At 71.5% G+C, this 13,035-nt stretch carries 10 protein-coding genes; 3 read left to right on the forward strand and 7 right to left on the reverse strand.

The window, feature by feature from the left end; translation table 11 throughout:
- Position 1: 1 nt before the first annotated feature.
- Genes VFC33_17945 through VFC33_17960 form a run of 4 tightly spaced genes read right to left on the reverse strand, consistent with a single transcriptional unit; the run spans position 2 to position 3,594 of the window.
- Positions 2 to 1,123: a Vms1/Ankzf1 family peptidyl-tRNA hydrolase gene (locus VFC33_17945; GenBank protein HZR15122.1), complete on the reverse strand. Its 1,122-nt coding sequence runs from the start codon at positions 1,121 to 1,123 to the stop codon at positions 2 to 4.
- Positions 1,124 to 1,153: 30 nt separating this feature from the next.
- The gene (locus VFC33_17950) at positions 1,154 to 1,648 is read right to left on the reverse strand and encodes a BON domain-containing protein (GenBank protein HZR15123.1); all 495 of its coding nucleotides are present in this window, start codon (positions 1,646 to 1,648) and stop codon (positions 1,154 to 1,156) included.
- An 8-nt stretch (positions 1,649 to 1,656) separates the two neighbouring features.
- Positions 1,657 to 2,619, reverse strand: coding sequence for a TIGR03557 family F420-dependent LLM class oxidoreductase (locus VFC33_17955; protein HZR15124.1), 963 nt, complete (start codon positions 2,617 to 2,619; stop codon positions 1,657 to 1,659).
- A gap of 27 nt (positions 2,620 to 2,646) precedes the next feature.
- Positions 2,647 to 3,594: a TIGR03557 family F420-dependent LLM class oxidoreductase gene (locus VFC33_17960; GenBank protein HZR15125.1), complete on the reverse strand. Its 948-nt coding sequence runs from the start codon at positions 3,592 to 3,594 to the stop codon at positions 2,647 to 2,649.
- 101 nt (positions 3,595 to 3,695) lie between these two features.
- On the opposite strand from VFC33_17960, the gene fdh reads away from it, so the two are divergent.
- Genes fdh through nrfD form a run of 3 tightly spaced genes read left to right on the forward strand, consistent with a single transcriptional unit; the run spans position 3,696 to position 8,877 of the window.
- Positions 3,696 to 6,977, forward strand: coding sequence for a formate dehydrogenase (gene fdh, locus VFC33_17965; GenBank protein ID HZR15126.1), 3,282 nt, complete (start codon positions 3,696 to 3,698; stop codon positions 6,975 to 6,977).
- An 8-nt stretch (positions 6,978 to 6,985) separates the two neighbouring features.
- A complete protein-coding gene (locus tag VFC33_17970; protein HZR15127.1) occupies positions 6,986 to 7,894 on the forward strand; it encodes a 4Fe-4S dicluster domain-containing protein in 909 nt (302 codons plus the stop codon).
- A complete protein-coding gene (nrfD, locus tag VFC33_17975; GenBank protein HZR15128.1) occupies positions 7,891 to 8,877 on the forward strand; it encodes an NrfD/PsrC family molybdoenzyme membrane anchor subunit in 987 nt (328 codons plus the stop codon). The genes VFC33_17970 and nrfD overlap by 4 nt, the downstream gene beginning before the upstream one ends.
- Positions 8,878 to 9,095: 218 nt before the next feature.
- On the opposite strand, the gene VFC33_17980 is transcribed toward nrfD, so the two are convergent.
- From VFC33_17980 to VFC33_17990, 3 genes are all read right to left on the reverse strand, one after another.
- Positions 9,096 to 9,797: a response regulator transcription factor gene (locus VFC33_17980; GenBank protein ID HZR15129.1), complete on the reverse strand. Its 702-nt coding sequence runs from the start codon at positions 9,795 to 9,797 to the stop codon at positions 9,096 to 9,098.
- Between the two features lie 48 nt (positions 9,798 to 9,845).
- Positions 9,846 to 11,795, reverse strand: coding sequence for a CheR family methyltransferase (locus tag VFC33_17985; GenBank protein ID HZR15130.1), 1,950 nt, complete (start codon positions 11,793 to 11,795; stop codon positions 9,846 to 9,848).
- A 526-nt stretch (positions 11,796 to 12,321) separates the two neighbouring features.
- Positions 12,322 to 12,909, reverse strand: a complete 588-nt coding sequence (locus VFC33_17990; GenBank protein HZR15131.1) for a chemotaxis protein CheB — start codon at positions 12,907 to 12,909, stop codon at positions 12,322 to 12,324.
- Positions 12,910 to 13,035: the final 126 nt, after the last annotated feature.

The raw sequence follows: 13,035 nt of genomic DNA on the forward strand, positions 1-13,035 counted from the left end.
TCTAGCTCCAGCGCAGCACGGCGCCGACGTTGCCGGTCGCGCCGCCGTGCGCGGGGATGACCCGGACGCTCGCACCGGTGCCGAGCGCGGCGCGCACGAACACGTCGACGAGTCGCGCCTCGCGCACGTGGTCGCGCCCGAGCGAGACGAGCTCGTTCCGGTCGACGCCGACGTCGGTCGGCTCGTCGCCGAACCACGCGGTGCGCTCGTCGTCGGGGTCGTCGTGGACGAGCAGCACGTCGACGCGCGCCTCCCGGAGCGCGGCGGCGGTCGCCTCGGCACCGTCGGCCGCGCGGTCGTGCTCGCCGCGCTCCTCGCGGAACTTCTCGAGCACCGCGACCGTGTCGCGGGCCGCGGCCGTCGCGATCAGCCGCGCGGTCTCCTGCGCGATGCGAACGTCCGAGCCGTCGGCCGAGCGACCGCCGTCGATCGGGTGGACGATCCGATCGACGCGCGCGGGTAGGTGCTTGTGCAACAGCTGGGTGGCGCGCACGTCGCCCGCGAGCGCGACGAGGCCGGCGTCGATGCGGTCGACGAGGCGGACGACCTCGTTCGCGACGTCCGACGCGTTCTGGTCCCACGCGACGTCGGCGCGGTCCTGGTACCGCCGCTGCGACCATCCGCCGGGCGCGACCTTCTCGACGGGAAGATCGGACCCGCCCGCCTCGCGGTGCGACTCACGGCCGCGCGCGTCCGTCGCGTAGATGTCGGCGCCGCGGCGGTCGGCGAGCACGAGCACGTGGGGGACGTGACCCTGCCGCCACTCGAGCAGGCCGACGACGGACGGCAGTGGCGACCAGCGCGCGACGTCGCGCGCGGGCGGCTGCGGGTGGTGCTCGACGTGCAGGAACCCGTCGGCGTCCGCGATGACACCGAGGCCGCCGCCGCGCAGGTGCGCGCCGCCGATCACCGGGTCGATCGCCGCGAGGACGCGCTCCGGGGCGCCGGCATCGGCGAGCTGCTCCCGGCACGCGCGCCAGTGACGCTCCGAGTACTGGGCCGCGTTCTCGATCGCGGGATCCGTCTGCAGGTACAGCGTCGCGAACGGGCCGGAGCGCCGGAACGTGGCGACGAGGTCGTCGGGCGCGAGCCCGACGTGCGGCGCGTTGCCGGATGTCTCCACGATGTCCCCTCTCGGCTCGCTGCCCGCGCGTCAGATGTCGCCCTCGGCGTGGAGCGCGGCGGCCTTGTTCGGCGCCGGCGTACCGGGCCGGTGGGTGAAGTTGTTCACGCCCACGACGCCCGGCACGTCGAGGATCGCGTCGACGAGCGCGTCCGCGTCGCGTGGGTCGTCGACCGGACCGCGCAGCTCGACGACCCCCTCGGCGACGTCGACGAGCAGCTCGCCGTTGAGCGGGCCGAGCACCTGGCTGCGCACGCGGTCGGCGATGGTCTTGTCGTCGACGGGCGTGCCGGACGACGACCGGTTGCTCCACCCGACCTTCGCCGCGACGCCGCGACTCGTCCCCTCGGCCTGCTGACCGAGACGGCGCGCGTCGGTCCCCGCGCCGCGGATCCGGGACGCGAGCTGGTCGCGCACGCGCGCCTGGTTCGCGCGCCCGGTGCGCGGGTTGAGGAAGTACCACGCGCCCGCGACGACACCGAGCAAGAGCACGCGCCGCCGCAGCTTCCGTACCGCCCGTCTCATTGCGTGCATCACCCACGACCTCCGTTCAACTGTGGACGCAATTCGTCGCGCCAGAAGCGCAGGTAGCCGTCCTGGTCGGGACCGACCTGCACGACGCAGACGTGGTCGAACCCGGCGTCGACCCACTCGCGTATCGCGCCGAGGTGGCGGTCGACGTCGGGGCCGACGGCGACGCTCTTCGTCACGTCCTCGGCCCGCACGGCCTGCGACGCGGCCTCGAAGTTCGCCGGGTTCGGCAGCTCGGCCTGGACGGGCCAGCCCATCGCGAACCGCCACCGCTCGTGCGCAGTCGCGGTCGCCTTCTCGACGTCGCTGTCCCAGCACGCGGCGAGCTGACCGAACCGCTTCCCGTCGCCGCCCGCGCGCCGGTACGCGTCGACGAGCTCCGCGTCGGGCGACGTCGCGAACATCCCGTCGCCGACCTGCGCGGCGACGCGCAACGCGGCCGGCCCGCCACCCGCGACGTACACCTCGGGCGGCTCGTCGGGGAGCGTGAACAGCTGCGCGTCCTGCACGTCGAAGTAGTCACCGTGATACGTCTGACGTCCGCCACGCCAGAGCGCGCGCATCATGTCGACGGCCTCGAGGAGCATGGCGTGACGGACGTCGGTCGCGGGCCAGGGCTCGCCGACGACGTGCTCGTTCAATGCCTCGCCCGCGCCGACGCCGAGCGCGAACCGGCCCTCGCTCATCACCGCGACCGTCGCCGCGGCCTGGGCGACGATGGCCGGGTGGTAGCGCACGATCGGGCACGTGACGGCGGTGACGATCCCGATCCGCTCCGTGCGCTCGGCGATCGCGCCGAGCACGCTCCACGCGAACGGGCTCTGGCCCTGGCTGAACAACCAGGGGTGGAAGTGGTCCGAGAGCGTGACGAAGTCGAACCCTGCCTGCTCCGCCGCGACCGCGGTGCGCACGAGCGACCGCGGATCGTGCTCCTCGCACATCAAGCTGAAGCCGTAGCTGGTCACCGGTCTCGCGTTCCCGGCCCCGGTCGCCTACAAACGGGGCGCCACCTCGTCGGTGAAGAAGCGGAAGAACCCCTCCTGGTCGGGGCCGATCTGCTGCACGTACACCTCGTCGTACCCGGCCTCGGCGTACTCGCGGATCGACTCCGCGTGGCGTCCCGGGTCGGGGCCACACGCGATCGACTCGGCGACCTCGTCGACCGTCACGCGGCTCGCCGCCTGCTCGAAGTGCGCGGGCGTCGGCAGCTCCTGGCCGAGCTCGCCGGGTACGCCGATCGTCGGCCACAGGTCGTGCGCGAGCTTGCGGGCCTGGTCCTCGTCCTCGTGCCAACACACCTTCACGCCGCCGATCTTCGGGCCGCGCCCGCCCTTCGACGTGTACTGCTCGACCATGTGCGCGTCGGGCATCGTGCCGACGTAGCCGTCGCCGACGCGCGCCGCGAGGTCCATCGACTTCGCGCCGTAGGCCGACACGTAGATCGGCGGGAGCTGCGCGGGCAGCGTGTAGATGCGCGCGTTCTCGACCGTGTAGTGACGCCCGTGGTGCGAGCGCATCCCGCCCTGCCAGAGCAGACGGATGACCGCGATCGCCTCCTCGAGCATCTCGAGTCGCACCTCGGTCTCCGGCCAGCGCGCGCCGGTGATGTGCTCGTTGAGGTTCTCACCGCTGCCGACGCCGAGGAAGAAGCGTCCCGGAAGCATGTCGGCCGCGGTCGCGGCCGCTTGCGCGACGGCCGCGGGATGCACACGCACGGTCGGGCACGTGACCGTCGTGCCGACCTTGACGCGCTCCGTGACCGACGCGATGCCGCCGATCACCGACCACACGAACGGGCTCTGGCCCTGCCGGTCGATCCAGGGGTGGAAGTGGTCGGACACGGCGACACCGCTGAACCCGACCTCCTCCGCGCGCCGGGCGAACCGCACCATGTCGGCCGGCCGCAGCTCTTCACTCGACAGCGAGTACCCGATCTCCATGCTCGATCTGCTGCCCACGCGCGATGGCGCGCAAAACGCGGTTTCACGGTGCCGGCAGCGGGGCAGCGTCACCACGCGGAAGGTCGAGGAGGGTGAGGGCCGTGGGCATCGCACAACGGTTCGCGTCGTGGCCCGTCGTCCGTCAGGTGCTCGGCGGCGACCCGTTGGGTCTCGGCGCCGCGGCGCAGTCGCCCTCCAGCGCGTCGCTCGAGCCGCGGACCGCGACCGCCGACGAGGTCGTCGCCTCGATCTGCCCGTACTGCGGAGTCGGCTGCGGTCAGCGGCTGTTCGTCAAGGACGGGAAGATCGTCCAGATCGAGGGCGACCCCGACAGCCCGATCTCGCGTGGCCGTCTGTGCCCCAAGGGCGCGGCGACACGTCAGCTCGTGCAGGTGCCGACGCGCGCGCAGAAGGTCAAGTACCGGCGGCCGTACGGGACCCGCTGGGAGGAGCTGTCGCTCGAGCAGGCGATGGACATGATCGCCGACCGCATCATCGAGACGCGTCGGCGCGGCTGGCAGGACGTCGACGAGGACGGCAAGCCGCTGCGCCGGACGATGAGCATCGCCCACCTCGGCGGCGCCACGCTCGACAACGAAGAGAACTACCTGATGAAGAAGCTCTACACCGCGCTCGGCGCGGTGCAGATCGAGAACCAGGCGCGCATATGACACTCGTCCACCGTCCCCAGTTTGGGGACCTCGTTCGGACGCGGCGGCGCCACCACGTTCCAGCAGGACCTGCAGAACGCGGACTGCGTCGTGATCATGGGTTCGAACATGGCCGAGTGCCACCCCGTCGGCTTCCAGTGGGTCATGGAGGCGAAGCTGCGCGGCGCGACGATCGTGCACGTCGACCCGCGCTTCACGCGGACGAGCGCGGTCGCCGACCTGCACGTGCCGTTGCGCGCGGGCAGCGACATCGCGTTCCTCGGCGGCATCGTCAACTACATCCTGTCGAACGGGCGTGAGTTCCGCGAGTACGTCGCGACCTACACGAACGCGCCGACGATCGTCAGCGACGACTTCCGCGACACCGAGGATCTCGACGGGCTGTTCTCCGGGTTCGACCCCGAGAAGCAGGCGTACGACAACACGAGCTGGCAGTACAAGGACGTGCCCGAGGCCGCGGCCGCAGCCGGTCAGCGCGAGCTGCACGGCGGGTCCGGCGTCGCGGCCGGGCAGCGCCACGGCAGCCACGGCGGGATCCTCGGCGGGCGTCCACCGCACCAGGACCCGACGCTCGAGGACCCGCGCTGCGTCTTCCAGCTCCTGAAGCGCCACTACTCGCGCTACACGCCCGAGATGGTGGAAGAGGTCTGCGGTGTGCCGCGCGACCTGTTCCTGCGCGTCGCCGAGACGTTGTGCGCGAGCTCGGGACCGGACCGCACGTCCGCGTTCGTGTACGCGGTCGGGTGGACGCAGCACACCGTCGGCGTCCAGTACATCCGCACCGCCGCGATCATCCAGCAGCTGCTCGGGAACATCGGCCGTCCCGGCGGCGGGATCATGGCGTTGCGCGGTCACGCGTCGATCCAGGGGTCGACCGACATCCCGACGCTCTACAACATCCTCCCCGGTTACATCCCCATGCCCCACAAGGACAACGAGACGCTCGACGACTTCATCGAGCAGAACTCGGCGTCGACGGGCTACTGGGGGAACATGGACAAGTACACCGTGAGCCTGCTCAAGGCGTACTGGGGCGACCACGCGACCGCGGCGAACGACTACTGCTACGACTACCTGCCGCGCATCACCGGCGACCACTCCACGTACCAGAGCATCCTGGACATGCTCGACGGCACGGTGAAGGGCTTCCTCGTGATGGGCGAGAACCCCGCCGTCGGCTCCGCGAACTCCAAGCTGCACCGGCACGCGATGGCGCGCCTCGACTGGCTCGTCGTGCGCGACTTCCAGGAGATCGAGAGCGCGTCGTTCTGGTACGACTCGCCGGAGATCGAGACCGGTGAGCTGAAGACCGAGGAGATCCCCACCGAGGTCTTCTTCATGCCGGCCGCCGCACACACCGAGAAGGACGGCAGCTTCACCAACACGCAACGGCTGCTGCAGTGGCACCACAAGGCCGTCGAACCGCCCGGCGACGCGCGCTCGGAGCTGTGGTTCATGTATCACCTCGGCAACGTCATCCGGCGCAAGCTCGCCAGCTCGACCGAGGCGATGGACCGTCCCGTCCTCGACCTCGCGTGGGACTACCCGACGAAGGGCGCGATCGAGGAGCCCGACGCGCACGCGGTGCTGCGCGAGATCAACGGGTGGGACAGCAACGGCGACGCTCTGTCGAGCTACACCGAGCTGAAGGCCGACGGGTCGACGACGTGCGGCTGCTGGATCTACTGCGGCTGCTTCGCCGACGAGCAGAACCAGACCGCGCGTCGGAAGCCCGGCCAGGACCAGAGCTGGGTCGCGCCCGAGTGGGGCTGGGCCTGGCCGTCGAACCGTCACCTCCTCTACAACCGCGCGTCCGCGCGTCCCGACGGCGAGCCGTGGTCCGAGCGGAAGCGCTACGTGTGGTGGGACGCGCAGAACGGCTCGTGGACCGGGCACGACACGCCGGACTTCAAGAAGGACAAGCCGCCCGACTACCGCGCGCCCGACGACGCCGAGCGCGAGGACGCGATCAACGGGAACGAGCCCTTCGTCATGCAGGCCGACGGCGTCTCGTGGCTGTACGTCCCGAGCGGGTTGAAGGACGGCCCGTTCCCGACGCACTACGAGCCGCAGGAGACGCCGTTCGAGAACCCGCTGTACGGGCAGCAGCACAACCCGGCGCGACAGACGTTCCGCCGCACACTCAACCCGTACAACCCGTCCGACGGTCAGGTGGGCAGCGAGGTCTACCCGTTCGTCATGACGACCTACCGCGTCACGGAGCACCACACGGCGGGCGGCATGTCGCGAACGGTTCCCCACCTCGCGGAGCTGCAGCCCGAGATGTTCTGCGAGGTCAGCCCCGAGCTCGCCACGCTGCGCAACCTGGAGAGCAACGGGTGGGCGACGATCGTCTCGGCGCGCACCGCGATCGAGGCGCGCGTGATCGTCACGGACCGCGTCACGCCGCTGCTCGTGCAGGGCCGGACGCTGCACCAGGTCGGCCTCCCGTACCACTGGGGCTCGCGCGGGCTGACGACGGGCGACTCGGCGAACGACCTGTTCCCGCTCGCGCTCGACCCGAACGTGCACATCCAGGAGGTGAAGGCCGCGACGTGCGACATCCGTCCGGGGCGCCGTCCGCGCGGTCCGGCGCTCCTCTCGCTGGTCGACGACTACCGCCGCCGCGCCGGGATCCCGTCGGGCGACCGCGCGGGCGAGAGCTCGGCCCGCCTCCGCAGCGTCGAAGGCGTGGGAGGAGATGGGTCGTGAGCATCACGATGCCCGGGCCCGGCACCGCAGGCGTGCGCGACGCGGCGTCGATCGCGGGGTGGGCCGAGCACCCGACGCGCGTCGGGTTCTTCACCGACACGACGGTCTGCATCGGCTGCAAGGCGTGCGAGGTCGCGTGCAAGGAGTGGAACGACGTCCCCGAGGACGGGCTCAACTGGCTCGGGTCGTCGTACGACCACACGGGTGAGCTCGGCGCGAGCACGTGGCGGCACGTCGCGTTCATCGAGCAGAGACGACCGCTGGGCGGGCAGGAGGCACATCAGGAGCGGCGAGCGGCCGGAACGGCGGCGCCGGGTATCCCGGCGCCGAGCGAGCGCGACCATGAACACGGTTTCCGTTGGCTGATGTCGTCCGACGTGTGCAAGCACTGCACCGCGGCCGCGTGTCTCGACGTCTGCCCCACGGGCGCGCTGTTCCGCACCGAGTTCGGGACCGTCGTCGTGCAGGAGGACGTGTGCAACGGCTGCGGGTACTGCGTGCCTGCGTGCCCGTTCGGCGTGATCGACCTGCGCGAGGGCGACGGGCGCGCGTGGAAGTGCACGCTCTGCTACGACCGGCTCAAGGGCGGGTTCGAGCCCGCCTGCGCGCAGGCGTGCCCGACGGACTCGATCCAGTTCGGCGAGCTCGACGAGCTGGTCGCGCGCGCGAACCGCCGGGTCTCGCAGCTGCACGACCAGGGAGTGCACGAGGCGTACCTCTACGGCGCGGACCAGGACGACGGCGTCGGCGGGTTCGGCGCGTTCTTCCTTCTCGTCGACGATCCCGAGGTGTACCGGTTCCCGCCCGATCCCGTCGTGACGACGCGCGATCTGAAGTCGATGTGGGCAAACGCCGCCAAGGCGGCGGGCGCGTTCGCCGCGGTCGCGGTCGCGGCGTTTGTCGGAGTGCGGTCGTGAGCTCGACGGAGGTGCGGTTGCCGGGCGTGCCGTCGCACGACGGTCAGCGGAAGGGTCGCGGCGAGCGCGCGGTCGTTCCCGACATGGATGTCCGCACCTACTACGACCGGCCCGTGATCAAGCCGCCGACCTGGAAGCACTGGATCGCGGAGTACTTCTTCCTCGGCGGGCTCGCGGCCGGTTCGTCCGTGCTCGGCTTCGGCGCGTCGCGCACGGGCCGTCGCAAGCTCGGGCGTCGGGCGAAGGTGTCGGCGACCGGCGCGATCGCGATGGGCGCGGTCGCGTTGATCGTCGACCTCGGCCGTCCCGACCGGTTCCACCACATGCTGCGCGTCGCGAAGCCGACGTCACCGTTGAACGTCGGGTCGTGGATCCTCGGCGTGTACGGGCCCGCGACCGGTGTCGCCGCGCTGAGCGACCTGCTCGGCGTGATGCCCGCGATCGGGACCGCCGCGGAGACGGTCGCGGCGCTCACCGCGCCGGCAGTCGCGACGTACACCGCGGTCGTGGCGAGCGACACCGCGGTGCCGGCATGGCACGAGGCTCACGACATGCTGCCGTTCGTGTTCGCGAGCGGCGCGGCCGCGTCCGCCGGTGCGCTCGGGATGCTCCTCGCGCCTGCGGGCGAGAACGGTCCCGCGGTGCGGATGACCGTGCTCGGTGCGGTCGGCGAGGTCGTGACCATGAAGGTGCTCGAGCGCCGGCTCGGCGAGCTCGGTGAGCCGTACCACCAGGGCAAGGCCGGGATGCTGTCGAAGGCCGCGCTCGCGTGCACCGCCGCGGGCGCGGCGATCGCAGGCGCGCGCGGCGCCCGCAAGCGCGGCGCAGCGATGCTCGGCGGCGGGCTCGTGTTCGCGGGCGCGCTGCTCGAGCGCTTCGCGGTCCTCGAGGCCGGCAAGCAGTCGGCGTCCGACCCGAAGTACGTCGTGAAGCCGCAGCGCGCGCGACTCGCGGCCCGAACGGCCGGCGAGCCGGAGGCGTAGCGCGGCGTTCATGCGTCGTTCGTCGTCGCATGGCAACGTTCAGCGACGCACGAACGCACAGGGCTCGGCCCGGGAGGCGACGGCCCGGCGCGCGGTGCGGGGGGAACGTGCCGCCGTCGCCTCCTCCGGTGGCCGAGTCACGCGACCTGTACCCGACGGCGGATCGGGTCCATCGCACCGGCACCCCAACAAAGAGTCACGCGGCGCCGACCGCCGGGTCACGGCTCGAAGCGGTACCCCACCGACCACACGGTGACGACCCAACGTGGCTTGCGCGGGTCGTCCTCGATGCGCTTGCGCAGCCGGCGGATGTGCTCCGTGACGGTCGCGACGCCGAGCCACGCGTCCGAAGACGCCCACACGTGCTCCAACAGCTGCGCGCGCGTGAAGACCTGTCGCGGCGAGGACGCGAGGAACAGCAGCAGGTCGAACTCGCGAGCCGGCATCGCGACGACGTCGCCCGCCTTCACGACCTCGCGGGAGCGGCGGTCGATGACGAGCTCGCCGAAGTCCAGCCGGTCGGCGCCGATCCGCGCCGCGGGTGCGTGCCGGAGGGCGACCCGGACCTTCGCGACCAGCTCACGGGGTGAGAACGGCTTCGTGACGTAGTCGTCCGCGCCCGCTTCCAGCGCGTCCACGTGGTCGACCTCGAGGCCGTCCCGCACGAGCGCGATCGTCGGGACGTCGCCGCACTCGCGGATCCGCTCGATCGGTGTGAGCGGCATCTCCTCGGGCAGGTTCACGAGCACCAGATCGGGCCGCAGCTCGACGATCAGCTCGTCGACGCGGCGCGGGTTGTCCATCTGGCGGACGTCGAAGCCCTCCCGCTCGAGCCGAGTGCACAACACACGACGCACGCTCGGGTCCTCCTCGACCACCAGCACGCGCTTGCCGACGTCTCCCCCGTCACCCCGCGCCACGATGCGCACCGTACCCGGGCCCCCGATTGTCGGAACGTTGTGACGGCATCAGGCGTCCCGCTCGACGTCGATCACGACGACGACGCCGTCGGGCACCGGACCGTCCTGCCGGAACGGCGCGCACCGAACCCGGCAGCGCACCTCCCGCCCGCGGGCGTCGTACCCGTCGAGCTCGACGGTCTCCTGCGCGCGGTCGCCGTCGAGGCACGCGCGGATCGGGCCGAAGAGCCGGTCGACGGGGAGCCCCATCTCGAGGCCGGGCAAGCTCTCGCCGACGACCTCGTCGGCGCGCAGCCCCCACAGCTCCTCCGCCTGCGCGTTCCACACCTGCACGAGGAGCTGTCGGTCGAGCACGACGACAGGTCGGTCGAGGCACGCCATGATGGCGGCGAAGAGGTTGCTGACGCGATCGAGCTCCTCGCCGCGCCGCTGGGTCTCCTCGTTGACGTATTGCAGCTCGTCGTTCGTCGACTGGAGCTCCTCGTACGCAGTCTCGAGCTCCTCGTTGGTCGACTGCAGCTCCTCGTTGGTCGTCTCGAGCTCCTCGACCGTCGACTGGAGCTCCTCCTTGGTGGTCTCCAGCTCCTCGTTCGTCGACTGCAGCTCCTCGTACGCAGTCTCGAGCTCGCGGTTCGAGTACTCGAGCTCGGTCTGGAGCTGCCGATACTGCGTCACGTCCGTGAACGTGACTGCGGCGCCAACCGTCGTGCCGCTCTCCGTGAGCGGTGTGACGGCGACGTCGTAGTAGCGGTCGCCGTCCGACCCGCTCCACTGGACGAGCCGGCGCTGCACCATCCGGCACTGCGCGTACGCCTCCTCGATCACGGCGCGCAGCTCGATCGGCCGGTACGACACCTCGAGATCCTGCAACGGCGCGCCGATGTCGCGGCCCGTGATGCCGAAGAGCGCCCGCGCGCGCTCGTTCACCATCGCGAGCGTCCCGTTGAGCTCGACGACGAGCATCGGGACGGGAACCTCGTCGACGGCCGCGTCTCGGACCGTCGCCCGCTCGACGCGGCGAGCGTCGCCGTTCCCCTCGCCGTTCGCGACGGCGATCATCGGGACGCGTGGCCGCGGCTTGCGGGCGTCGGCCTTCTGGAAGACCCGGAGACGAAGGTCGACGGGCCGGAACAACGAGGAGCGCGTCAGCGGCGTCTCGGCCTTGCCGAGGAAGAGGAAGCCGGCGTCCTGCAACGCGAAGCTGAAGCGCTGCAGCACCGCTCCCTGCGTCTCCGCGTTGAAGTACATGAGCGTGTTCCGGCACGCGAGGAGGTCGAGGCGCGAGATCGGCGCGTCCTGCACGAGGTCGTGACGGCCGAAGATCACCGAGCGGCGCAGGTCCTTGCGGAACGTGTAGGACCCGTCGATCGGCTCGAAGTACTCGCGGACCAGGCGCGTCGACGTCGACTCGAGGTCCCTCGGGGAGTACATCGCCATGCGGGCGCGTGTGAGCGCGGCCTCGTCGACGTCGGTCCCGTAGATCTTCACGCGCTCGCGGAACTGCTCGCCGCCGAGCGCGTCCGCGAGGACCATCGCGATCGTGTACGCCTCCTCACCCGTGGCGCACCCCGCGCTCCACACGCGGATCGGCGCGCCCGGGGCCTTGCCCGAGATGATGCGGGGGACGATCTCCTCGGCGACGAACTGCCACGCGCTCGAGTCCCGGAAGAAGCTCGTGACGTTGATGAGCAGCGTGTCGAAGAACTGAATGAACTCGTCCGGGTGGACCTCGAGGTAGTCCTGGTACGCCGCGTAGTCGTCGCAGCCTGTCTCCTGCAGACGCTTCGCGATCCGGCGCTGCAGGGTCGCGCGCTTGTAGCCGCTGAAGTCGAAGCGACGGCTCCGCTTGACGAACTCGAGCAGCCCGCCGAGCTCGTCGTCACCGTGCTCGTCGGGCCGGTCGTCGGCCCGGTCGTGCGCGTCGATGTCACCGGGCTCGTCGACGATCGGGTCGTCCTCCGTGGGCTCGTTCCCCTCGTCGCGGTCGCGCGCCTTCACAGGTCTGTCATTGCAGTCGCCGTCCTCCGCGACCGCAAGCCGTCCCGTTCGGTCATTCGCCGAGCGCGGCGGCGTCCTCACGGCCGCCGCTGTCGACATCTTCGCCGTTGCCGGCCGCGATCGCCTGCACGACCTCGCTGAGCCGGTCGTCGAGTTGTCCTCCCGGCGCGTGAGGACGTCACGGAGCAGACGAGCATCGCTGTCGAACTCGCGCAGTCGGTCGCGAAACATGCGTGCCGCGTGCTCGTGCCCGCGCGGGCGCGCGCTCGTGGATCCGGCGCGTGAGCTCGGCGCGCTCGCTGAGCGCACGGAGCGCGATCCACAGCGCCGCTTCCAGGTTCGCGGTCTGCTGCGCGAACAGCCCCGTCTCGGTCCACGCCGTGCCCGACGCGAAAACGGACCTTCGTGATGCCCCTCGTGCACCTCCCAGCGCGCGCCGCTGCAGTCCGGGCACGTCAACCCGGACGCTCCGCCGTCATGGAGCCCGGACGCGGGCGTCTCCTCCGCGATCGCCTCCTGCACGACGTCAGGTCCCGCCTCGACCTGCTCCCCCGCCGGCGGTGAACCCTCGGCGACGAGACGCGCGACCAGGGGGGCCGATGTCCCCACTCGGCACGACCAAGTCGACGTCGACGCGCCGCATGGCGTTGCGGGGCATCGCGGCGTACACGGCGTCGGTCGGGCTCTGCACGATGGCGACCCCGCCCGCGTGCTTCACCATCGCGAGGCCGGCCGTCCCGTCGTCCAGCACGCCGGAGACCACGACGCCGATCGCACGCTCCCCGTACGCCTGCGCGGCCGACCGGAACAAGGGGCCGATCGCGGGACGATGGCCGTTCCCGGTCGGGCCGTGCACGAGGTGCAGCTCGGCCGAGCGGACGATCACGTCCACGTCGGGCGGGCGGACGTACACCTGCCCGCCGCGCAACGGCTCGCCGTCGACCGCGTGGCCGACGGGCAGCTGGTGGCGCGGGCGAGGCCGCCGGAGCGCGCTGAACGAGTCGGCGCGGAGGTGGAGGGCGACGATGAACGCGACCGGGAGCTCCGCGGGCACGCCCGCGACCACGCGGCGCAGCGGCTCGATCCCGCCGGCCGACGCGCCGACGACGACCACGCGCTCCGGTTCCAGGGGCCTCCGATCACCGACGACGTCGCGTGCGTACCCCGCGGCCGGTGTTCGCGCAACGCCCGATCCGGCGCGTCGCGCGCGGTTGCTCGTGTGCACGGTGTGGCGGTTTGT

Source organism: Acidimicrobiia bacterium (genome assembly GCA_035651955.1).
Classification (GTDB): domain Bacteria; phylum Actinomycetota; class Acidimicrobiia; order IMCC26256; family JAMXLJ01; genus JAMXLJ01.